The organism is uncultured Neptuniibacter sp. (assembly GCF_947498015.1).
Lineage (GTDB): Bacteria > Pseudomonadota > Gammaproteobacteria > Pseudomonadales > Balneatricaceae > Neptuniibacter.
The window spans coordinates 197,487-221,165 of record NZ_CANMIR010000004.1 but is presented as its reverse complement, the minus strand read 5'-3'; the positions used below and the strand labels follow the sequence as shown (position 1 = coordinate 221,165).

At 48.0% G+C, this 23,679-nt stretch carries 21 protein-coding genes and 1 tRNA gene; 12 read left to right on the top strand and 10 right to left on the bottom strand.

The window, feature by feature from the left end; all coding sequences use genetic code 11:
• Positions 1 to 64: 64 nt before the first annotated feature.
• Complete coding sequence (locus Q0882_RS07035) at positions 65 to 640, bottom strand: phosphoribosyltransferase (protein WP_299179362.1); 576 nt, start codon at positions 638 to 640, stop codon at positions 65 to 67.
• A 149-nt stretch (positions 641 to 789) separates the two neighbouring features.
• Positions 790 to 877 (bottom strand) — tRNA-Ser (locus Q0882_RS07030).
• A gap of 227 nt (positions 878 to 1,104) precedes the next feature.
• Here Q0882_RS07030 and Q0882_RS07025 point away from each other — a divergent pair.
• Positions 1,105 to 2,361, top strand: a complete 1,257-nt coding sequence (locus Q0882_RS07025) for a GGDEF domain-containing protein (protein WP_299179361.1) — start codon at positions 1,105 to 1,107, stop codon at positions 2,359 to 2,361.
• 59 nt (positions 2,362 to 2,420) lie between these two features.
• Here Q0882_RS07025 and ftsZ read toward each other — a convergent pair whose 3' ends face one another.
• The 5 genes from ftsZ to Q0882_RS07000 all read right to left on the bottom strand — a co-directional run bounded on the left by ftsZ (position 2,421) and on the right by Q0882_RS07000 (position 7,913).
• Positions 2,421 to 3,641: a cell division protein FtsZ gene (gene ftsZ / locus Q0882_RS07020; RefSeq protein ID WP_299179359.1), complete on the bottom strand. Its 1,221-nt coding sequence runs from the start codon at positions 3,639 to 3,641 to the stop codon at positions 2,421 to 2,423.
• A 79-nt stretch (positions 3,642 to 3,720) separates the two neighbouring features.
• Positions 3,721 to 4,959 (bottom strand): cell division protein FtsA, encoded by a 1,239-nt coding sequence (gene ftsA / locus Q0882_RS07015; RefSeq protein ID WP_299179357.1) that lies wholly within the window; start codon positions 4,957 to 4,959, stop codon positions 3,721 to 3,723.
• A 498-nt stretch (positions 4,960 to 5,457) separates the two neighbouring features.
• The gene (locus Q0882_RS07010; RefSeq protein WP_299179356.1) at positions 5,458 to 6,093 is read right to left on the bottom strand and encodes a gamma-glutamylcyclotransferase; all 636 of its coding nucleotides are present in this window, start codon (positions 6,091 to 6,093) and stop codon (positions 5,458 to 5,460) included.
• Complete coding sequence (gene rmuC / locus Q0882_RS07005) at positions 6,093 to 7,547, bottom strand: DNA recombination protein RmuC (RefSeq protein ID WP_299179355.1); 1,455 nt, start codon at positions 7,545 to 7,547, stop codon at positions 6,093 to 6,095. The genes Q0882_RS07010 and rmuC overlap by 1 nt, the downstream gene beginning before the upstream one ends.
• A gap of 6 nt (positions 7,548 to 7,553) precedes the next feature.
• Entirely contained in the window at positions 7,554 to 7,913 is a 360-nt protein-coding gene (locus Q0882_RS07000; RefSeq protein ID WP_299179353.1) for a hypothetical protein, read from the bottom strand.
• A gap of 355 nt (positions 7,914 to 8,268) precedes the next feature.
• Between Q0882_RS07000 and Q0882_RS06995 the strand changes: the two genes are divergently transcribed.
• From Q0882_RS06995 to Q0882_RS06950, 10 genes are all read left to right on the top strand, one after another.
• Complete coding sequence (locus Q0882_RS06995; protein ID WP_299179351.1) at positions 8,269 to 9,315, top strand: potassium channel protein; 1,047 nt, start codon at positions 8,269 to 8,271, stop codon at positions 9,313 to 9,315.
• Between the two features lie 114 nt (positions 9,316 to 9,429).
• A complete protein-coding gene (locus Q0882_RS06990; protein ID WP_299179349.1) occupies positions 9,430 to 9,759 on the top strand; it encodes a hypothetical protein in 330 nt (109 codons plus the stop codon).
• A gap of 36 nt (positions 9,760 to 9,795) precedes the next feature.
• Complete coding sequence (locus tag Q0882_RS06985) at positions 9,796 to 10,434, top strand: O-methyltransferase (protein WP_299179348.1); 639 nt, start codon at positions 9,796 to 9,798, stop codon at positions 10,432 to 10,434.
• On the top strand, positions 10,434 to 10,835 hold the full coding sequence (locus Q0882_RS06980) for a hypothetical protein (protein WP_299179347.1): 402 nt from the start codon (positions 10,434 to 10,436) through the stop codon (positions 10,833 to 10,835). Before Q0882_RS06985 ends, Q0882_RS06980 begins: the two co-directional genes overlap by 1 nt.
• Positions 10,836 to 10,864: 29 nt before the next feature.
• A complete protein-coding gene (locus Q0882_RS06975) occupies positions 10,865 to 13,198 on the top strand; it encodes a YdbH domain-containing protein (RefSeq protein ID WP_299179346.1) in 2,334 nt (777 codons plus the stop codon).
• Between the two features lie 33 nt (positions 13,199 to 13,231).
• Positions 13,232 to 13,432 carry a YnbE family lipoprotein gene (locus tag Q0882_RS06970; RefSeq protein WP_366915919.1) on the top strand — a complete coding sequence of 67 codons (201 nt, stop codon included), beginning with the start codon at positions 13,232 to 13,234 and terminating at the stop codon, positions 13,430 to 13,432.
• A 12-nt stretch (positions 13,433 to 13,444) separates the two neighbouring features.
• Positions 13,445 to 13,783 carry a YdbL family protein gene (locus Q0882_RS06965; protein WP_299179345.1) on the top strand — a complete coding sequence of 113 codons (339 nt, stop codon included), beginning with the start codon at positions 13,445 to 13,447 and terminating at the stop codon, positions 13,781 to 13,783.
• 27 nt (positions 13,784 to 13,810) lie between these two features.
• The gene (locus tag Q0882_RS06960; protein WP_299179344.1) at positions 13,811 to 14,341 is read left to right on the top strand and encodes a hypothetical protein; all 531 of its coding nucleotides are present in this window, start codon (positions 13,811 to 13,813) and stop codon (positions 14,339 to 14,341) included.
• On the top strand, positions 14,338 to 15,393 hold the full coding sequence (locus Q0882_RS06955) for a lipid A deacylase LpxR family protein (RefSeq protein WP_366915918.1): 1,056 nt from the start codon (positions 14,338 to 14,340) through the stop codon (positions 15,391 to 15,393). Before Q0882_RS06960 ends, Q0882_RS06955 begins: the two co-directional genes overlap by 4 nt.
• Before the next feature lie 109 nt (positions 15,394 to 15,502).
• A complete protein-coding gene (locus Q0882_RS06950) occupies positions 15,503 to 17,161 on the top strand; it encodes a diguanylate cyclase (protein WP_299179343.1) in 1,659 nt (552 codons plus the stop codon).
• Between the two features lie 28 nt (positions 17,162 to 17,189).
• Here Q0882_RS06950 and Q0882_RS06945 read toward each other — a convergent pair whose 3' ends face one another.
• From Q0882_RS06945 to Q0882_RS06935, 3 genes are all read right to left on the bottom strand, one after another.
• Positions 17,190 to 19,190, bottom strand: coding sequence for a TonB-dependent copper receptor (locus Q0882_RS06945; protein WP_299179342.1), 2,001 nt, complete (start codon positions 19,188 to 19,190; stop codon positions 17,190 to 17,192).
• A gap of 102 nt (positions 19,191 to 19,292) precedes the next feature.
• Positions 19,293 to 19,892 carry a glutathione S-transferase family protein gene (locus tag Q0882_RS06940; RefSeq protein ID WP_299179341.1) on the bottom strand — a complete coding sequence of 200 codons (600 nt, stop codon included), beginning with the start codon at positions 19,890 to 19,892 and terminating at the stop codon, positions 19,293 to 19,295.
• 1 nt (position 19,893) lies between these two features.
• Positions 19,894 to 20,493, bottom strand: coding sequence for a 2-hydroxychromene-2-carboxylate isomerase (locus tag Q0882_RS06935; RefSeq protein ID WP_299179339.1), 600 nt, complete (start codon positions 20,491 to 20,493; stop codon positions 19,894 to 19,896).
• Between the two features lie 260 nt (positions 20,494 to 20,753).
• Here Q0882_RS06935 and gcvP point away from each other — a divergent pair, with 260 nt between their 5' ends.
• Positions 20,754 to 23,654 carry an aminomethyl-transferring glycine dehydrogenase gene (gcvP, locus tag Q0882_RS06930; RefSeq protein WP_299179338.1) on the top strand — a complete coding sequence of 967 codons (2,901 nt, stop codon included), beginning with the start codon at positions 20,754 to 20,756 and terminating at the stop codon, positions 23,652 to 23,654.
• The last annotated feature ends 25 nt before the right edge of the window (positions 23,655 to 23,679 follow it).

The following is a 23,679-nucleotide window of genomic DNA, read 5'->3' as shown; positions in this document are numbered from 1 at the left end:
CAGAAGCGTAGCAATAGGAGAGATCAACCCCTGCAAAGCACAGAGGTTCATCAAAGAGGAAGGATTAGCTATCAAACTGGCCCAGTTCAGCCATTCTCTCAGCAACCGCAGCAAATTCAGGTTTGTTTTTGAGGATCTCCTCCTGCGTCAGCCCTTCAAGCTCATGCGGGAAAACCAACCAGTCATCTGTTTTATGTACATAATAATCAGGCGTGTTCTCTGTTTTATTATGTGCAGGCTTAAAGTATGGCGTCGCAATGCGGATCTCAGGTGTATTTTTCTTACACGCCTTCTTCAGCTCTAGCACGACCTCAGCCACGCTTAAGCCTGAATCGTGTACATCATCAACTATCAACAGAGAGTTCTCTGATTCCAACCGTTTGATCAGATAGGTCAACCCGTGAACTTTAATATGGCGACTACGTTCACCAATGCCTGTGTAGGATGATGTTCGGATTGCGATATGATCTGATTTCACTCCGAGACAATCCAAAACTTCCTGTACTGCAATCCCTACAGGCGCTCCACCACGCCAAACACCTACGATGTAATCTGGACGAAAACCACTGTCAAAAATTTGCAACGCCATCTGTGAGGAATCTTCTAGCAGCTGTTGCGCACTGATATACACTTTTTCCATCAAGTTTATTCCGATATGTAGATATATTAACGAATCAGCTCAACTAACCCGCTCGATAACACTCATTGTAGTATCAATATGAGTGAATTTTGAAAACAAAAAAGCCCCGAAATCTGAAATGATTATCGAGGCTTTTCTGTTTGAATTGATGGCGGTCAGGGAGGGATTCGAACCCTCGATACGTTTCCGTATACACACTTTCCAGGCGTGCTCCTTCGGCCACTCGGACACCTGACCTGCGCTTCGTAGGCGGGAACATAAAGCTCCTCACCAACGCGGCGCGAATTGTATCATAGCCCAACTGATCCGCAAGGACTTTAGTCAAAAAAACAAAAGTAATTTCAGACACTAACCAACCTATATCAACAGTTCGATTAGGTTGTTGAATATAGGTTGGTCAAATATACCCGCCAAAGTAGAATAGAGAGGATAACCTTTAAATGTAGTAATGAGTTTTCGACACTATGCGGCCGCTTAACAGCCTCAAAAACGCCCTTTTTAATTCCCTCTACCGTTCATCCATTATCAGTACTGCATTCGCAACTATTATTGTCTGCATACTGGTCTTTCTCTCCATCGAAAAGGATCTCAGAGAGGAGGGGAAATATCTGGGGCAGTTAGTTTTCAAGGAACTGCGTCAGGCGATGAACCGTGGAGCGAGTTATGATGAAGTAAATCAGCTCATTGATGATCTGAATAGGAGTGCACCGGATGTCTCCTATTCGATGTATAGGGGCGAAGGCGTTCAGTCACAATTTGGTTTGGGCCGCAACCTGACAGAAGAGATCAGCCAGCACCTCAACGGCCAGAACGATGCAACCCATATCGAGTCCCTGGACAAAATTCATTATTTCAGGGCAATTCAGTTTAAACAGGAGTGCCTGCAATGCCACACAGGTGTCTCAACAGGAGATATCGCTGGAGTACTGGATGTCAGTTTTCCAGCCAGCCGTGTCAGAATACCGATTACAGAAGTATTAATGGGCTTATTTCTCGTCTTCTCAGTGACGATTATCTCCTCCTACCTGGCGCTATCCACAGACCTTCTCTCCCATATGATTACTCCGCTGCAAAGACTTGAGAGAAAGCTGAAAGAAACCGAGGGGCATCATGATCTGGATGAGAAGCTTGAACTGGGGTCGAACCTCAAGGAGATCCTGAGTATTGAGCACTCATTTAATGCACAGCAGGAGCTGCTCCATCAAGCGTTTCAAAAGGTCGAAGAGGTATCGATCTATGACAAGCTCACCTCAACATACAATCGCCACCAGCTAGATCACCTGTTCACTGAAGAGACAGTACGCGCGATGCGTCAGCAAAAACCGATGACCATTGCAATGATTGACCTCAATGGTTTCAAACAGATCAATGACACTCACGGCCATCAGGCAGGGGATGAAATACTGATTCACTTCTGTAGCGTTCTTACAAAAAACCTGCGCATTACTGATAAAGTGATCCGCTACGGCGGCGACGAGTTTATTGTACTGCTACCTGATTGCAAGCGTGATGAAGCTGAACAGCTGTTTCAACGTATTGAGAGAATTACCACGGCAGAACCTTATCACTATAAAGGACAGGTACTGTTTACTCAGTTCAGCACCGGCATAGCTGAATTCCCACATGAAGCGGACTCAGAAAATGGGTTTGATCTGATCCAAACCGCAGATGAGCGCATGTACAAAGAGAAGCAGCGCAAAAAAACACGCAACGTTAAATGATAAAAAAAGGCCCGGTTGTAACAACCGGGCCAAGTAATACCTGGAAGGTATAGAACTTTTTAGTCTGCCTGACGGCGCAGGAAGGCTGGAATATCCAGGAACTCCAGATCATCAGTGCCAGTTTTCTGCATAACAGGCTGTTCATGCTCGATCTCACGATGAATCTCAACCGGTTGAGCACGCTCTTTGGGCGCCTCACTCCGGCCGGAACGCATCACAGCAGGTAATTCAAGCTGATCAAAATCAGTCGCAGCTCCCGCAGCGGTCGCAACTGCAGAGGCACGCCCCGTGCCAGTGTTAACTACATCAACATGCTGCTCTTCAGCACGTCCCAGACCTGTAGCAACAACTGTCACTGTAAGTTCGTCGGTTAATTCCGGATCGATCACGGTACCAACGACGATAGTGGCGTTCTCAGAAGCATACTCTTCAACAATGTTGCCTACTTCTGAGAACTCACCCAAGCTGAGATCCAGACCAGCGGTGATATTCACAAGAATGCCACTCGCCCCCTTCAGGTCCACATCTTCAAGCAATGGGCTATTAATCGCAGCTTCTGTCGCTTCTGTTGCTCGCTCTTCGCCACGGCCACTACCGCTACCCATCATCGCCATACCCATTTCGGACATGACGGTTCGGACATCTGCAAAGTCAACGTTGATCATACCCGGACGGATAATCAGATCAGCGATACCCTGAACAGCGCCTTTTAAAACATCATTAGCTGTATTGAATGCATTGATCAGGCTGGTGTTCTTGCCTAATACCGGTAACAGCTTTTCGTTAGGAATGATGATCAGTGAGTCAACATTCTCTTTAAGTTCTTTAATCCCTTCATCAGCTACTTTCAGGCGCTTTCGCCCTTCAAACGTAAAGGGTTTCGTCACAACCGCGACTGTCAATATACCCAGATCTTTTGCGACTTCAGCCACAATTGGTGCTGCACCGGTACCTGTACCACCACCCATTCCTGCAGTGATGAATACCATATCAGCACCCTCAAGCATCTCAGCCAGGCGCTCCCGATCTTCCAGAGCCGCCTGCCGACCAACTTCTGGGTTTGCACCCGCTCCAAGCCCTTTGGTCAGTTCACCGCCGATCTGGATCACAGTGCGTGAATGCATATTATCCAGCGCCTGAGCATCTGTATTCGCACAGATAAACTCGACACCATCTACATCGCAGGTCACCATATGCTGCACAGCGTTACCACCGCCGCCGCCAACACCAACTACTTTAATTACGGCGCTTTGAGGAATGCTATCCGCTAACTCAAACATACCGATCTCCTTCCAGTTTTTTTTGCGCTTTGTTATTAGATCAGCGCTTAATTATGTTCTTACTGTTAACCCAATCGTTTCAGAAATTACCCTGAAACCAGGTTTTCATCCTATTCAAAACACTTGCACGTTCAATCAACTCAGCTTCCACGACCTCTTCAGCCGGCTCACCCCCCTGATCTTCATGCGCGTATTGCAACAACCCGATCCCTGTTGCAAAGATCGGATTTTGTAAAATATCTTCTAATCCCCTTACACCGTAAGGTGTTGCCAGCCGAACTGGCATATGGAATATCTCTTCAGCTAACTCAACGGCCCCTTCCATCTTGGAAGTACCGCCGGTCAATACGATGCCTGCTGCTACCAGTTCTTCAAAACCACTACGGCGCAGCTCTTTCTGTACCAGCTTGAACAGCTCCTCATAACGTGGTTCGACCACCTCAGCCAATGCCTGACGTGATAATGTTCTCGAAGGACGATCCCCAACCCCCGGCACCATAATGGTTTCACCCGGCCCGGCAAGCTGCGCCAAAGCACAGGCATATTTAATTTTGATCTCCTCAGCATGCTGCATAGGAGTTCTCAGGGCCATCGCGATATCGTTTGTGACCTGATCACCTGCGATCGGAATTACTGCCGTATGACGGATAGCTCCCCCAGTGAAGATAGATATATCTGAGGTTCCCCCTCCGATATCTACCATACAAACACCCAGCTCTTTCTCATCCTCTGTTAAGACAGAATAACTCGACGCCAGTTGTTCAAGCACCAGATTGTCAACGTCAAGACCGCAACGGCGGACACACTTATCAATGTTTTGTGCTGCATTAACGGAACCCGTTACAAGATGCACTTTCGCCTCCAGGCGAACACCCGACATACCTAACGGTTCCCTTATCCCCTCAGAATTATCAATCTCATATTCCTGAGGCAGGATATGTAAAATCTTCTGATCCGCCGGGATCGCTACGGCTCTCGCAGCATCGATGACCCGCTCCAGATCGTATTCGGTTACTTCACGATCACGTACTGCAACAATCCCATGTGAATTCAGGCTACTGATGTGATTACCGGCGATTCCAACGGTTACCGAGTGAATTTTACAACCCGCCATCAGCTCAGCTTCTTCTACCGCACGCTGAATAGAGCTAACGGTTGATTCGATGTTTACTACTACGCCTTTTTTAAGCCCACTCGATGGATGAGATCCGATACCGACAATATCAATTGAGCTATCAAGATTGATCTCCCCTACAAGGCAAACAACCTTAGAGGTACCAATATCAAGCGCAACGATCATTTTTGAGTGAACTGTCATGGTTTTTGCCGAGTATTTTTCTATACAACCCTAATTTTACTTATTGCTATAAACAAACCAACCTTTTTTCGATGAAATTTTTTATCTTTTGGCTACTTTTTAGTCAGATAAAAACATCATCAAAAAAACCGTCTTATTATTCTATCGGCCAGTTTGTCTCAAGGTTTAGAAAAAAATCTTCATAAATTTCAAACAGCTACAGAGAGTAAAATATTAAAACATCTGGCTTAAAAAGAATATACCCATTTGTTTCAACAGGTTAAAAAATAAATAAAAATCAAAATTTACTTTTGAAGAAAATAGTACAAATCAAAACTTAATATTGACTAATTACGAAACAATCAATATTTAATATTGACAATTTAAATAAATTTCAAATATTAATTTTGATTAATCAGAAAAAATCATAACCGGCTATTGATTTTATTTTAAATGGAAAATATAACGAAATAAGGGCCTGAATCAGCCCTAAAACTGTATGAATATTATTCAAACACCCTACTTCGAGTAGCGATACCCACAATCAAACTGTCGCCAACCCTTCATTAATTCACTAGTGTCGAGATAGGTGCGTATAGAGGTTTTTCCATCTGCCAGGTAGCTGTGATCCAGAAAATTATCCAGCACGTCCTCTCCTAAAGCCTCAGCTGCTTGTAGACAGAATGAGAGGTAACGTGGATATGGCAGAATATCATTCCGCCAGATAAGGCCATCATAGAACTGCCCCACACGGCTCTGATACTCTTCAGCAGTGCGGCATTTACGGGTACGGTAGTATTGATCTGAGGAGGTTGTGCACATATACCCTTTGGAGATATCTCCACTGCTGGAGCGCGTATCAACCTGAATCCAGTTAAAGCGATGCTCCCTCTCCTCCAGAGCAGCATAATCATCCGATGTACATTCAAACTGGCTACAGATGATAGAAGAATGCTCATCTGCCAGCGTTGAACAGGAGGCAAGCGTTTTCGATGCAGGGTCCGCCTGATAGCGGCTCAGGAACACAATCCCCACCTTGTTGAAAATACGCTTATACCCCGGCACTTCGACAATCCGGAAATTTTTCAGACCGGGAACAGTCTCCCGAGCAGAGGCTTCAGAGAGCAATGATCCATAACCGATTACAGAGATCATCAGCAATCCTCTTGAGAGGCCTTTTCGATCAGATCCGCTGATAGTGCCTTTTTACCGTCAGCCCCCAGTTCTTTTAGCATAGCCACCTGATTAATCAGGTTTCCACGCCCACTGCTTAGCCGTTTGTGTGCGGTATCGAAGGCTTGCTGGGTCCGGTTGAGGTTCCTGCCGATCTCATCAACAGATTCTACAAAACCGACAAATTTATCATGCAGCTCCCCCCCACGGCGTGCGATCTCTTTAGCATTCTGATTCTGGTGTTCATAACGCCAGATATTGTGGATTGTCCTGAGTGTCACCATCAGCGTAGAGGGGCTGACCAGCATGATGTTACGGTCAAAAGCGTCTTTGAATAAACCGGGCTCTTTCTCCAGAGCGAGTAAAAATGCCCCCTCCACAGGAATGAAGAGCAGCACAAAATCGAGTGAACGAACCCCGTCCAGTGACTGGTAGGCTTTATCCCCGAGGCCTTTTATATGCCCCCGAATGGATAGCAGATGTTCCTTCAGCAAACGTGTCTTTTCCTCTACTGGTTCAACAGAACAGTATTGTTCGTATGCTGTAAGGGAGACTTTGGCATCTACAATAACATCTTTACCGTCAGGAAGACGGATGATGGCATCTGGCTGGTAGCGCCTGTTTTCCTGCGTCACAGAGACCTGCAACTCAAATTCGTACCCTTTACGCAACCCGGATTCCTCCAGCGCCCTTTCAAGGACAACCTCTCCCCAGTTGCCTTGAGTCTTGTTCTCCCCCTTCAGGGCGTTGGTCAGGTTAATCGCATCAGCACTCATCTGCTGATTAAGCTGTTTTAAATGCCCGATCTGCTCATACAGGGCGCGACGATCTTTCGCTTCTTTATCGTAAGCATCTTCAACCCGGCGCTTAAACTCACCGATCTGCTCTTTGAGCGGATTTAGGAGATGCCCCATATTTTCGGTGTTGGATTGAGTAAAACGCTGAGCTTTCTCATCAAATATACGATTAGCCAGATTTTGGAACTCTTGCTTTAGCTGGCTGCGCGCCTCTTCAAGCATCTTCAATTTGTCGCTGTGTGCGACACGTTCTGATTCCAAACGGGCCTCGGTCTCAGCTATCACCTCATTGCGGTCAGCGAGCTGGAAAAGCGCCTGTTCTAGCTTTCGTTCGAGCTGATGTTTATCAGAGACAAGATGCTCATGCTGTTGATTAAGGTTCAACAGCCGTTCTTCAAGCCGGGTTACTTTCAGCTGGCACTGATGAACTTCATTTTGCTGCAGATCAAGCTGCTGCCTGATCACGCTGTTCTCACTCTGCACCCGCTCCAACTGCAGCTCAGAGCCAGATAAAGCATCCTGCCAGGATCGCTTAGTCCGGCTAAATATAAAGGCGTAGATAATCAGGATTGATACGCCACCGATCCCGATCCCCAACAGAAGAGGCTGCCAATCAGATACAGTCAGCGCAGTTTGCATAAAATGTTACCAATAGAGGTAAAGGGCAACCATAGAGCCGATAACCAGAGGAGACGCCAGTAACAACGTTTTCACATCGCCAAGCACCTGCTGGATAACAACAACGTGGGCCACAGGGAACGTAATAAACATGCACAACAGAGGGATCCACCAATCTAGATTTGAGAACCCATATGCCATTGAGAAAAGCAGTGTGATCGCGGCGAGATTGCCCGCCATAATGATGGTTACCATGCCATTACGACCGGAGGCAAATGCCGGCTTATCTTCATCCGGTAGTTTATTAAGGGCACCTGCACTGAGTGCTGCTGACATAGAAACCATGCCCGTTACCAGAAAAATAATCAGTGGTTCAATATGCGGCACAACATGCTCTCCGGTCAGTTAAAATCAGTTAAGAGCCTGCATTGTAAGGCTTTTCAATCACCCTGTTAACCTGAGTGGTACGATAGGCCAGCCCAACAAGCAAACTTTACTACATATAGTTATTCCATATTGATATTTAAGGTAATGCTTATATACTTACCCGGTATTCACCAAATTAATGGCTCGACCCGAGAGAGTTTAACTGGGCTCACACCCGCTCAGCCCCTTGAGGGTTACCATCCATTTTCAGGCGTTTCCTTTCACAGGTGACGCTTTTTTTTTGCTATCTGGGTTTTGCTAGCCACCCGCCCCACAGGTTAGAATCCCTGCCACACAGAACAGTTGCGAGTTTTTCATGCTGGTTTTCAAAAGCTTACGGAAACTGATCTACCGTCATTTTAAAAATATGCGATGGCAGGCGGTTCTTGCCCTAGTGCTTTTATATGGTAGTAGTAGCTGGTTGTTCCTTTATTTGGCTAAGGAACAAAACATTACTGGACAGGATTTTATCTACTGGCTGATCGTTACCGCTTCGACCGTTGGTTATGGTGACCTGTCGCCCGAAACCCCCGTAGGCAAAATGATTGCCGCATTTTATATAATCCCCTTTGGTCTGGGCATATTTGCTCTGACCGCCGGTAAATTTGCAGCATTTAGTGCGTTTCAGTGGAGAAAAGGTGTCATGGGCCTGAAAGAACTTAACTTAGATAAACACATCGTCGTTGTCGGATGGAATGAACAGCGCACCCTCCCCCTGCTTAAACTCCTAAAAACAGAAGCGAAGCAACACCTCAATCGCGATATCTGCCTCTGTGTAGCTGAAGAGATGGAAAATCCCATGCCGGGTACGATCGAATTTGTACGCGCACGATCACTGAATGATGACAGCGACCTAAAAAGGGCTGATATAGAGGACGCCTCAACAATCATTGTCGATTGCGCTCAGGATGACCAAACGCTCAGCGCTGCCCTGAACATCTCCAATCTGAATCAAACCGCGCATATTATTGCTTATTTCCGCGATGAAAATTTAAGCAAACTGCTGAAACAACACTGCCCAAATATCGAGTGCACCCCCTCAGTTTCAACGGAGATGATGGTGAAATCGGCAATGGACCCAGGATCCAGCATTTTACATCATGAGCTCCTTAGCGCTGATACAGGTATGACACAGTACTCAACCGTCATGCCAGAAAAACTGCCTGAAATCTCGGTACGAGACCTCTACATCCCGATGAAGGAACACTATGGAGCGACTCTGATAGCCGTAGATCTCGACAGCGACGGTAAGCCTGAGGTAAACCCCGCTCTTGATAAGCGGGTCAAACCCGGTTGCACCCTCTACTATATCGCCGAGAAACGTTTGAAAGACCTTGACTGGGCAGGTCTCACACAACGCTGATACATTGCCTGCACCGACATTCTTACAGATCGGTGCCCCTGACATCATCTAGCAAACCGATCCATTCCAGTTTGAGGATCAATAAGAGCGCAGGATACAAGCAGGAGATAGAGCATGAATAAGCTAGCCCTGGCAGCGCCCCTGCTTTACGCAAGCAGTTTGCTGGCAGACCCCGAATCCACCTATCGTGTGATCGACAACAGCTACACTGTTTGTGAAACCCGCGAGGCTTACCAACAGCTGCTTACTTGGTCTCTTTATGGTGTGGGCTCCCCGCCAAAAGAGGGTTGTTTTCCAGCACCGGCCAACGCAAAAGCGATTATCCGCCAGTGCCCGGAAAGTGATATCATGATCTGCCAATTTGAATTAAGCCCCGAGCAGGGTAAAACACCCCTGAAAGTCTGGGCCAGTAAAGTCATGCTCAAGCCGGTTAGCAGTGAATAACGCCCAGTAAACCGGCCCCGATTAGAGAACGATCAAGTGGAATTCCTGGTAAACGAAGCAGTCGAAGATTACGCCTTTCAAAGCACAACCCCAGAGCCTGAGCTACTTCAGGAGCTGATAGACGAAACCAACAAAAATATGGGCTGGCCGCAGAAACTGTCCGGACGCCTTGTTGGTCGCACTCTGAAACTGATCACTCAGCTTCATCAGCCTAAAAACGTGCTGGAGATCGGAATGTTCACTGGTTACTCAGCTCTCTCCATCGCTGAAGGGATGCCCGATGAGGGGAAAATCATCTGCTGTGAAACTAACCCCCGAGCTATCGATTTTGCAAAAACTTTCTTTGATCGTAGCCCTCATGGTCACAAGATCGAAGTGATCTTTGGCAAAGCGATCGAAACGCTTGAAACCCTTGATATGGAGCTTGATCTCACCTTTATCGATGCTGACAAACGCAACTACCTTAACTACTACCACAAGGTACTTGAGATGACTCGCCCTGGTGGTCTGATCATTCTGGATAACATGCTGTGGTCCGGCAAGGTCTTACAACCCGAATCCGATATCGATGATGTCCTTGTTGATCTGAACAAAGAGATCGCCGCTGATCCAGATGTTGAAAACCTATTCCTGACCGTCCGGGATGGAATGAATGTGGTACGGAAAATACGTTAATGCCATATCTGATCAACAGAGATACCACTCCTCCCAATGGGGAGTGGGTTGAAACCTCCCCGGCTACGTTACCGAATAATAACCTTTTGGTAGCAACGCCAGCCGCCCTGCTGAAGCTTTATCTGGAAACTGATGACCAGGATCCTCTGATGACGGCACTGCGACAGATACGTGACCATCTGATCGAGGATCTGGATAAAGTTGAAACCGTAGCAGAGATCTATGGTCTGATGTATTGGCTGATGGCCGATCAGGGAGTCGACAACCGAGGCGAATCACTGGAAGAAACAGCTGATCGATTGGGTGATATAGATATTGAAAACGACAGTGACAAATATGGTGATCTGATCTTCCATCTAAAAGATGCAGTTGAACGCTTATACGACCTGGAACTCGAATAAGCTCTTAAATACAGAATAAGGGAGGCAGGATGCACAGACGAACCAAGCTACTCTGGTGGCTACTGTCTCTATCACTCTTAATACTTGTTCTGATACCGGTCGCTCTCTATTTCCTCTCCCCTATTATTGCGCATCGCAGCCTTGAACATTGGCTGGAATCTCAGCAGTTTTCTGACATCAAACTCGAGATGCAGCCCCCCTCATGGAATGAGCTGCGCATTGAGCGACTGGCCCTGAAGAGAGAGGATTCAGACAAACGAATTTCCCTTGAAACCGGACATGTCAGCATCAGCTATAACCCCTACGAGATTTTCAACCAACAACGCTTTAAACAGATCCTTCTGACAGAAGCAGATATCCAGATCGAATACCTGACTCAGCCTGAAGCAGAGAGCACGCCCTCAGAAGAACTTAATCTGAAACAGCTACTGCCTGATCAGTGGTTCGATAAGATACCGATCGATACGATCAGAATCGGCGAGCTCAGCCTGTCATTGAGATACCCTGATGCAACACCCGACTGGCAGTTCCGGGGTGCACTACTGTTTGAAGATAAAGCACTCTACAGTCGCGTCCATTTTAACCGCGCCGGATATGATCTGGGCTGGGGGGATATCCAGTTATCAGCTCAAAACGGCATCACCCTGCGGATGCTCGATCAGGATAATGTTTTTTTCTCGCTCCAGGGGCGGTTAACCTATGATCAAGCGCTTAGCCTGGACTCACAACAGAACATCAGCCTCTCGGGCTTAAAGCACTGGACCAGTAAATGGACCTCCCTTCCCTCGCTCCCAGATGTTGAGGGAGAGATTTACCTAACAGGAACCAGCCATTTCCCGTTAAAAACCCATCTGACACCCGATGCACTGCTGCAAAGCATTCAGGCACAACAGACGATTAGTGGGCAGATCAGATCCATTCACCCAATCCAGGAGATCGGCTCAGTTAGTTTTCAGTTTGCGGGGGATATCAACTTCTCGCTGCAATCATTGGGTTTCACACTTGAACCGGAAAGCCGGCTGACACTGAGCAAGATTAACCATCCAGCACTCTCAAGCCCAATTGAGAACCTGGCTATCAGCCTGACTACCCCCTTTCTGGTACAGACTGATCTTAAACCGCTTTTGTCTGAAAAACCGATTTCGCCCCTAATTCCCCCTGTAGGAGTATATTTCGAAGGCAGCCCGATCACTGCCGGAGATCTGACAATCTCCCCTTTCAGTGGATCTATCGATCTGACCTCAATCGATCTGCCGCAGAAAACGCTAACAGGCCAGATCAACCTCAGCGCACTTAATATCGCCTTACCGCAACAGAAACTACCCTTAATCGATCTGACATCAACATTTGAATTAAGCCCAGCGAGCGTTAAACAACGTTACGGGCTAAAGACCCCTGATCTTCCATTCAAACTAAACGGTGAGGCCAAGACCGACCTTATAACGAGCATCACTCATACTCAGTGGGCAGTTAATCCGATTCCACTGGCTAAGATGGATACCCGACTACAGACCTATCTGAAGCTTCCTCCTGAACTGAGTTTGCTCAAAGGTCAGCTTTATCATCGGGGACGAGCGACAGTCAATAAAGGTCATTACGACCTTCGACTGGACAACAGCATCCGTGGGGGGGATCTGAATTGGAATGAAACCCGTGTCCGGGGCCTGAGTCTTGATTCACAAACGCGAATCCGCCCCAACAGCAACATCACAGATACAGGCAGCATTAAGCTGAAACAGGTTAAAACAGGTATTGAAGCCACTGATATCGAAACACGATACCGTTTTTCACGTAAAGGTAAAAAGGCAGAAGTATCGCTGACAGACACCCGGGCAAAAGTATTGCAGGGTCTGATCAGCTTTTCCGATATGAAGTTTAACCCTGTTCAGCCAGATATCAGCACAGCGGTTTCAATTAATAACCTGGATCTGGGTGAGATCCTTAAACTTGAACAGCAGCAAGGCTTATCGGGTACTGGAAAACTATCTGGTCACTTTCCTCTGGTTTATCGCAAGGAAGCACTGACGGTTAAAGATGGTCAACTTAAAGGACGGCCGCCGGGTGGAACCATTAAATTTGAACCAACACCCACGGTGCAAGCCTACGCAGCCACCAATATGGGGTTGAATATGGCGATCGAAGCACTCTCAAACTTCCATTATGAGTTGCTGGAGATTCAGCTGGATTATCTGGAAGATGGTACCGCTTTAATGAAAACCCGCCTTAAAGGGAATAATCCGGACTGGAATCAGGGACACCCCATTGATTTTAAAATCAATGTGGAAGAGAACATTCCGAAGCTAATAAAAACATTACAGTTTGCTGATAAATTGACGAGAACAATCGAGAAGCGTTACCGTTAAGCAAGCTAAAATACTACTGATTGAGGAACAATCATGAAAATACAACAGGTCCTTCCACCTTTTGCGCTGCTTGTAGCGCTGATCGGTGTCAGCGGTTGTTCACCGCGCGTTGAAGTAGCTGTTCCTAGTGAGCCGATCACGATCAACCTCAATGTAAAAATAGAACACGAGATTCTGGTAAAGGTTGACCGGGAGATCGATGAACTTCTTACTGAAAACAGCGATCTATTTTAAGGGGTACCAACAATGTCAAAGCTGCAAAAAATATTCACTGTTTTTGCCCTATTTATCACCTTCATCGCTGCACCAGCCTGGGCTATCTCAAAAGATGACGCCAAAGCCAAAGGGTTGATTGGCGAGCGCACTAATGGTTATCTTGGGGTTGTGGTCTCGCAACCAAGCAATGATCTCACGGCTCTGGTTGCTAAGATCAATAAGAAACGTCAATCGGTCTACACCCAAGGTGCTCAAAAGGCGGGCGTTGAGCGCTCCGTATTTGAGATCCGAATGGGACAACGACTTCAGGATAGAACCCCTAAGGGGCAATATATACAGCTACCCAATGGCAAGTGGCGCAAAAAATAACCATCCATTCCAGAGACTGAGGGCAGCATGGGGAGTCAAAATCTTTTTTTCAGACGACTCAATGCCCTCGGCTTTCTTCTCAGCCTCGCATCCCTGCTTAGCATTTTTAGTATTCAACACCTTACCGGTATAACCACATTCCAAAGCCATGCAGGCCTACTGTTAATACTCACTCTGCTCAGCTGCGGCTCTGTATTTCTAGCCGCACTGTTACATAATCCAGCTACAACCGGCCAACGACTCTACGCTCTGGTGACTACCGCGGTTTTCTCCATCTATATCACAGTAGTAGCTCTTCAACTCTCACAGGCATACGCAAGCAACAACCCAGAGAGCGATCTTTGTAAGCAGCTTGCTGAGGTCACGTTAACCCACCATGCCGCTTTAACCGATAAATTGAGTGCACTCTTCCACACTGCAGTCAGTTGTCCAGGAGAGATCATTCCCGTGGTACAGGTTAACTTACCTATGATCGGCTTGCTCTTTGTATTGCCTCTGTTACTGATTAGCTGGAAAATAGTGATATATCGTCCACGGACAGAGAGTTTATTCCAGTGAATATCACCCACACATTGGCCACACTGCTAATTTGTTCTTTGACCAGCACAGTATCGATAGCGGCTGAAGATGATCCACCCTGGACCCTGAACCTCTATTTTGAAAATGACCTGTTTTCGGAGACTGACCAGAATTACACCAACGGCGTTCGTGCCTCCTGGGTTTCACCCAACGTCGATGATTATCTGGAAGATGAACGATTACCGGTTTGGGTACGAGAGATCACCCCTTATCTCCCTCTTTTTGATCCATCCGATGACCCAGCGGTTCAGAGGAATGTCGTCATTAGCCTGGGTCAGCAGATCTACACCCCTGAAGATATTGAACGTACAACAGTCGACCCTAATGACCGCCCCTATGCGGCATGGCTTTACGGTGGAATCGCCTATCACAGCCGTACCCGGAACAAAATGAACACAGCCGAGCTGAATCTGGGCATCATCGGGCCCTGGGCTCTCGGTGAGGAGGCTCAGGATTTCATCCATGATGTTCGCGGCTTTGACAAGTTTAATGGCTGGGATAATCAACTTCACAATGAACCCGGTTTCCAACTGGTATACGAACACAAAAATCGAGTCGCTCGGGGACGTATCTCCCCCTTTCTGGAGTACGATACGATCCTGCATGCTGGCGGAAGCCTGGGCAACATAGCCACCTATCTTAACGGGGGTGCAGAGTTCCGTTTTGGCTGGAATCTTCCGCAAGATTTTGGCACCTCCGCCCTCAGAAGCGGAGGCGACAACAGTGCACCGGGCATAGGTGACGGGCGCTATCAGAGAGGTAGCCGCGATCATAATCTGGGCGTTCATGCATTTATCTCAATGGATGGTCGCTGGGTACTCAGAGATATCTTTCTGGACGGGAATACCTTCCGAAGCAGCCATTCCATTGATAAGGAAGCCTTGGTGGGGGAAACCGCTTTTGGAGTAGCTGCACTCTATCACGGTTGGAAGCTATCCTTTGCACGTGTTCATCGAAGCAGAGAATTTGAAGGGCAGACAGAGGGTCATAACTTTGGTTCGGTCAGCCTCAGTTACTCATATAACCTCTAACAAATTCAAACATATTCAAACAAAACTTGATTAGAGACCCCATGCTCTATATTGTTTATTATCTATTCTAATAATAAAAAATCTAGCGTGGCATCTAAGGCTCTGATTCATGAATCTCACCAGAAAACTATTATTGGTGGAAATTTCCTTCTTTCTAGCATTAATGCTTGGAGTCACTGTATCTATTGCAGTTATAGCCCTTCCTGAAGTTGAGAAGATCGAAAGAAACGAACTTATCGAAGATATTTCACGGATTGAAAACTGGATAGGGAATGAGCTTTCTCGTATAAAAACGATTACAGTTGACTGGGGCGAGTGGGATGATACCTATCGCTACGTTCAAACAAAAAATCATGATTTTCAAACATCCAACCTCCCCCTCGAGACCCTAACGGACCTCAATACAGACTTCCTGCTGATCATCAATAAAGAAAAACGTGTGATCTGGCAGATGAACACAGATCGTTTAGCTGATGCGAAAAACCTCCATCTGAAAGATGATCAACGTCTTGAACGTTCTAACCCCTTACTCAGTAGTTTTATCGAAACCGACAGAGGCATCCTTCAGACTCGGGCAGGTCCTCTATTAATTGCGCGACACCCTATTTTATCCAGCCGCGCTGAGGGCCCCTCAGAAGGATATATCTATTTTGCAAAACTGCTCTCAACCAACGAAGTCACAGAGATACAGAAACAGCTTAAAATCAATTTCGCCCTGTCTAAAGTTAGAAATAACAAACAGCCGCCTAGTGTCAGCTTTCATTCAGCTAACCGAGCGGAATCCCTCGGCTATCTAGCGGTGCTCAATCACCAAGACTCTCTTCTTGAGCTGAGAATCGAACAAGACAGACCTTTCTATCAACAGATTCTCAAAGCCGCTCAACTCTCTGTTATATCTATTCTCCTGATCGGAGCAATCGGCTGCCTGGGTACCTACCTCTTTCTTCGTCACCTCCTGATCAAACCGCTTCTTAAGCTTCAAATACAGCTCGACCAATTTAATCCCCAGCATCCCCTCCCTCAGATTAACAAGGGCCGAAGACAAGATGAGATAGGTAAACTTACCGCTTCATTCTTCTCACTGGCAGCAGCATTAAAGAAAGATTGGGGAGTACTTCAGGAGGAGAAAAGGGATCTGCAAAAAGCCAGCACTACAGACCCTCTGACTCTACTACATAACCGCCGCTTCCTTGAAGATTTCCTTACCACTGAGCCGATCTGGAAAGCACCTTCTAATTGGGCTTTTTTCACCATCGACATCGATCATTTCAAGTTAATCAACGACACTTATGGTCATGATACAGGCGATCTTGTCCTGAAAGAGTTTGCAACCTTACTGAGTGACAGTTGCCGTGAGAATGACATCCTTGTCAGAAGTGGGGGTGAGGAGTTTATGGTCATCTGCCGATCAACAGATCTCTCAACCGCAATCAAAATTGCTGAGCGTATTCAAAAACAGGTTTCAATCTACTCTTTTGCCTGGGAACTGAAATTAAGTCTCACCTGCTCAACCGGTTTTTTCGCTCTTCAGATTAGCGATAAACAAGATACTTCTCTGCATTGGCAACAGTTGATAAAAATGTCTGATATTGCCCTATACGCTGCGAAAAACAGTGGCCGAAACACCTGGGTGGGGATTGAAGATGCTATCACTGCCCCTCTTTCTGAATACCCGCTAGATGGCGAAGCGATGTATCGCTGGATTAAGGAGAAGAAGCTAACGCTAGTGACCAACCTGGCAACGCCTGAGCAGATTTGCTGGCAATAAAAAACCGCCCTTTCAGGCGGTTGATCTATTAAAAGCGGCTACTGAATCGTATCCAGAGGTTCTGCCCCGGCTCTGCCACCTGAACCGGGTCCGAATCTAACACATAATCACGGCTTTCATGCAGGGTGTAATCTTTATCAAACAGATTATCTACACCTGCTGCCACCACATAGCCTGACTTAGACGCATACTCTCCATAAAGATTAACCAAGCCATATCCCGGCGTCTGACGAACATCCTGTCCACCGCAATTAGGGTCTGAACTCAGGCACACATCATTTTGCGAAGCGACCAGCTTCCATTCGATGCCGGCTTTCCACTCCTGCTTCTGATAATCAAGCGAAGTACTCAGCTCTAACGGGGATATGCGTGACAGGTTTGTATTATCATCACGGTTCTCACCCTCCAACCATGCCAGCGCAGCGCCTAACGTCAACGTACTGCTGATCGGGTAGTTCAACTCCGCCTCAATACCGTACAGGTGTGCATCCACATTGGAATAGACCTCTTTCGGCATCATACCCGCGGTTCGGTGTCGCAGGATGTAATCGTCCACGTAGTTATACCACCCCGTCAGAGACCAGTTCAGCTTCTCCTGCTCACTGGCCAGCACCAGTTCTAATTGATGATGCTTCTCAGGCTCCAGTTGAGGATTACCGATCCAGGGCACCATCCCAACTGTTTTCGCCACATAACGTTCGGTTGCATCGGCAGTTCTGACACTCCGGGAAAAGGTCGATTCAAGCGTATACTGATCATTGATCCGATGAGTCCATGAAGCAAAACCGCCCCAATTATTCTCATTGCCAGAGGTTTCTGATGTACCATTCACCAACAGATATTGCGCTGCCGGTGTCGACATGCCAAAAGATTCAGTAGCTCGCTGAGCACTGGCTTTAACCCGATCATAACGCAGCCCCGCTTTGAGCAGATCATCCTGTCCTAACGCTTTCGTTCCCTCAACAAAAAGACCTTTTTGGTCGATCTCAACCCCTGGCCACTGACTGAACGCCGACATGCCATTCATAACCTTAAAAGCCACGGCCGTACGTTCATTATTTTGAAGGTCTGCACCAAAGGTCCAGTCGATGTCAGCCAACTGGGCATCAAACGTCAGACGAAAGCCCTCAGTATCCGATGACGAGGGCGAGGTGAACATGCTGTTCTCCATCAAGTGCACAACCCGTGACTGATAAAGCTCCGCTTTTACCTGTCTCAGCGCTCCCTCAGTAAACTGATGATTCAACTTAACCCGTGTATTTTCAGCTTCGGCATAAGGGCTGTCCATCATGGCTCCTGGAAACAGCACATCTTCCTCATCCACCTTTTCAAAGCTGGCTTCTAAGGTTGTATTTTCCCCCAGACGCATTCCGGCAAGCAGAGCATTCGACTGACTGTCATATTTGGAGCTGACCTCATTGCCGGCACCATCATCATAGTTTTCGGACTCACCCTCATGCGCAATAAACCGAATGTAGCCATCATCATTACCCGCTACCAGATCCGCACCCAGCTCCCACTGTTCACCGTTCTCACGAAAGCTACCTGAGAACTCAGCGTTATATCCCTTCTCATCAATCAGAGGCCAGTCCCGCTCAAACAGCACGGTCCCACCTGAACCACCACCGCCATAGACCACGGTTCGGTTTCCTTTGATCACAGTAACACGATCATAGCCCTCTACCGAGGTATACGCGGTGGGTGGATCCATCCGGTTGGGGCATCCTCCATGGAGATAACCACCATCCAGTAGAATGTTTAGCTGGGTTTCCTTCTGCCCCCGAATCACAGGGTCCAGAGCACGCCCACCCATTCTTATCGCAGACACACCGGTCAGACTCTGGAGCAACTCACCACCATCGGATACCGGTGAAGCCTTAACGCCAGCTGTTGTTTCACGCACAGCGGTTTCCAGATAAGGTAAACCCCGGTTGATTTCGATGACCAGGTTATTGTCCGTATCGTGCCCCGCCATTGCAGCCTCTGCGACTAATGCAGTTATTGCTACCGATAGAATCTGCTTTTTCACAACTCACCTTTATTAGAACCTGCTAAAATTGCAGCAAATTCTATTCAGGTTGAGCCTTTTACGGGATGTGACACAGTGTCGCGCGACCATTTGCCGCACCCTTCACCAGGGCTTAGTCAGGCCAAAACTGGGTCGTGCCTTCATACGCGCAAACCACTCTCTTAATCGTGGAAACTCTGCCGGAATTGTCACCCCATAACGCTCCCCCAGAGCAAAGCGAGCGGTTAATGCCGTTTCTGGAAGGGAGTAATCATGGGTAAAGAAAGTGTTATCCCCCAACTGCTCCTCCAGAAAAGGTAACGCCTGATTAAACAGAGCAATCCCTTTGTTGATTCGCCCCTGATCCCACTTTGCTTCAGGTTTATCACGTTTTTCAAAAATCACCTCACGCAGCCCGGCTCCAATCTTTGTATCACTATATTTGTTGAGATGGCGAGCTTTGATACGCTCAGACCTGGCTTTGGGTAACAACCTTCCGGTGAGCTCCTCCAGATATTCAACAATCACATCTGATTCGTAGATTGCCCCATCCGGCGTCGTCAACACAGGTACGGTACGATTAGGAGTCAAACGCTGCCAGATCGCCTCCTGCCCAACCGCATGGTAATGCATAATCTCGGTATTAAGATCCAACTCCGCAAGCAGTAATCGGATCTTCCAGCAAAACGGGCACTCCGGTTTATCATAAAGGGTCATACTCATCTTAATCCGCCTCTCTCTGCTCGCTTAACATCGCCAGCTCCTCAAGTACGAAATCGATTCGATCCTGCCCCCAGAAAATCTGATCACCAACAACAAAAGTAGGTACACCAATCACACCGCCCTCATCTGCATCACGTGCATTTTGCTCAAGCTGCTGCAGATATTGTGGATTCTGCATGGCTGACTTCACCTCCGAAGCATCCAGACCCACACTGGTTGCTGCCTCTAAGAGCAGATCTGGCTGGCCAATATCACGACCTGCCGCCCACTCCGCATCCATCACCGAGATAATGTATTCACGCAGCAGCCCTCTCTCTTCAGCAAGGAGGGAGACAGCGCCTGCTAACGTTGGATCAGTGGTTTTCGGGGGAGGCGTTACCGGAATCTGAAGGCGTCGCGCAAAGCGAGCAAGATCCTGCCGCGCGATAGGCAGCTTCTTCTGTACCCGATCGGGGCTTGATCGCAGATCCCACCCTCCCACAGGTTTCCAGATCAGATTTACGTTGTAATCATCCACAACAGGCCAGAGTGTTTTGCTCGCCAGATAGCAGTATGGGCTGCGAAAATTGAAAAACAGGGTCACATCGATGGGGTGGCTCATAGGTCAATCCTATTCAAAATGGGGTACCTTTTATTCTAGATCCCTAAAATCTCGGATAAACCGTCTAATACGCACACCACTTATGACATAAATTCACAAATAGTAGTAATCATCACCCCACACGAGCGACAACAGATCAGGTTTCTCCTGTTTCCTAAAATAAACTTTTGACTATTTTCTATCACAAACCTGGCCAAAAAACGGTATTATTAGCCTCCTTTTGAGCACACCATAACCAACTGATCACAGGTAACATTAAGATGCCGTCACAGAATCAGGCTCCACTTTCCACTCTGGAGCAAAAAGATGCGTTCATCGCACGTCACATTGGCCCTTCTGCAACCGAACAGCAGGCGATGCTGGATGAGCTTGGCGTAGCTGACCTGGATCAGCTGATCAGCCAGACCGTTCCGGAAAGCATTCAGGTCAAAGCACCGATCGATCTACCTGCAAGCCGCAGTGAAGATGAGACGCTCGCTTACCTCAAATCGGTCGCGCAGAAAAACGTGATCAACCAATCCATGATCGGCATGGGCTATACCGACACCGTCGTACCCAACGTTATTCTCCGCAATGTACTGGAGAACCCAGGCTGGTACACCGCTTATACCCCTTATCAACCGGAAGTATCCCAGGGCCGACTGGAAGCGATACTCAATTTCCAAACCATGATCCTAGACCTGACCGGACTGGATCTTGCGAACGCGTCTCTGCTTGATGAAGCAACCGCCGCAGCAGAGGCGATGACACTGTGTAAACGGATGTCTAAAGCCAAGAAGGCAAACACTTTCCTGGTAGATCAGCATGTTCATCCTCAAAATATCAGCGTCATTCAGACCCGTGCAGAGCCACTGGGTTACGAAGTCATTGTCGGTGATGTGTCAGAGCTGATCGATCAGCATGAATGTTTCGGTGTACTGGTTCAGTACCCAGCCACTTTCGGTGATGTAACCGACTATTCCGCCCTGATCGAAAAAACTCATGACAAGAAAGCACTGTTCTGTGCCGCCGCTGATATTATGAGCCTGGTCACCTTGAAATCACCGGGTGAACTGGGTGCCGATGTGGTCTTTGGATCTGCACAGCGCTTCGGTGTACCGATGGGCTATGGTGGCCCACACGCGGCATTCTTTGCGACACGTGATGCCTACAAACGCTCCGTACCCGGCCGTATCATCGGAGTCTCCGTGGACAGCCGCGGCAATAAAGCACTGCGAATGGCGATGCAAACCCGTGAACAACATATCCGCCGTGAAAAAGCGACCTCTAATATCTGTACTGCACAGGTACTGCTGGCAAACATGGCGGGCTTCTATGCGGTCTATCATGGACCTGACGGCCTGAAAAACATCGCTAGCCGCATCAACCGTCTGACAACTATTCTGGCAAAAGGCTTACAGAGCAAAGGCGTTGAACTGATCAATAACCACTGGTTCGACACCCTGACGATTAAACTCGACAATGCTGCTCAGGTTTATCAGGCAGCACTGGACGCAGGCATCAACCTGCGTAAAGTTTCTGATGATCAGTTGGGTATGACCTGTGACGAATGCACCAGCCGCGATACCATAAATACCTTGTGGAACTGCATTCTAGGTGACGACCACAATCTGGATCTGGAAGCGATTGATACTGAGATCACCGCTTCAGATGAACACTCGTTCCCAGCCAATTTGGTACGGGAATCCGCGATTCTGCAGCACCCGGTCTTCAACAGCTATCACAGCGAAACGGAGATGCTGCGTTACCTCAAGCAGTTGGAGAACAAGGATATCTCTCTAACCCACAGCATGATCGCGCTGGGTTCATGCACCATGAAGCTGAACGCAACCGCAGAGATGATCCCTGTAACCTGGCCTGAATTTGGTCAGCTGCACCCGTTTGCACCGATGGATCAGGCTCAGGGCTATAAACAACTGATCGACGAGCTTGAAGAACAGCTGCGTGCGATCACCGGTTTTGACGCTATCTGCATGCAACCTAACTCCGGTGCACAGGGCGAATACGCAGGCCTGCTGGCGATCCGTAAATACCACCAGTCCCGCGGTGATGCCCACCGTAACATCTGCCTGATCCCTACATCAGCACATGGAACCAACCCAGCCTCTGCGGCACTGGCGGATATGAAAGTAGTTCTGGTGGCCTGCGATGAGAAAGGCAACGTCGATGTTGAAGATCTGCGCCGTAAAGCAGAACAGCATGCAGACGATCTTTCCTGCCTGATGATCACCTACCCCTCCACCCACGGGGTGTATGAGGAAGGGATTCGTGAGATCTGCCAGATCGTGCATGACAACGGCGGCCAGGTTTATATGGATGGTGCCAACCTCAACGCACAGGTAGCTATCAGTCAGCCTGCTGAGATCGGCGCAGATGTTTCCCATATGAACCTGCACAAAACATTCTGTATCCCTCACGGCGGTGGTGGTCCTGGTATGGGCCCGATCGGTGTTGCTGCACACCTGGCACCTTTTGTTGCTAACCATCCGGTTCAGACCATTGATGGCCCTAACCCAGAAAATGGAGCGGTCTCCGCTGCCCCTTGGGGAAGCGCATCCATTCTGCCAATCTCATGGGTTTATATCGCACTGATGGGCGGTACGGGCTTAAGAGCTGCCACAGAAAATGCGATATTGAATGCAAACTATCTGGCGAAGAAGCTTGCAGAACATTATCCGGTTCTCTACACCGGCCGTAATGATCGCGTTGCACACGAGTGCATCATCGATATACGTCCCCTTAAAGAGAACTCCGGTATAACCGAAGAGGATGTTGCAAAACGCCTGATGGACTTTGGTTTCCATGCACCCACAATGTCATTCCCAGTGGCCGGCACGCTGATGATCGAACCGACCGAATCCGAATCAAAAGCGGAACTGGATCGCTTTATCGAAGCGATGGTTCAGATCCGTGAAGAGATCGGCCAGGTGGAAGATGGTGATATTGATGCGGAAAACAACCCGCTGAAAAACGCACCACACACCATTGCAGACCTGATCGATCCAGCATGGGATCGCCCATACAGCGTGGCACAGGGTGCCTTCCCGGTTGAGCGCCTGAAAGATAGCAAGGTATGGCCAACCGTGAACCGCATCGATAACGTGTACGGCGACCGCAACCTGTTCTGCTCCTGTATTCCGGTTGAGGATTACGCGGAGTAAGTGTTTTCATGTCGATTTCGAATAA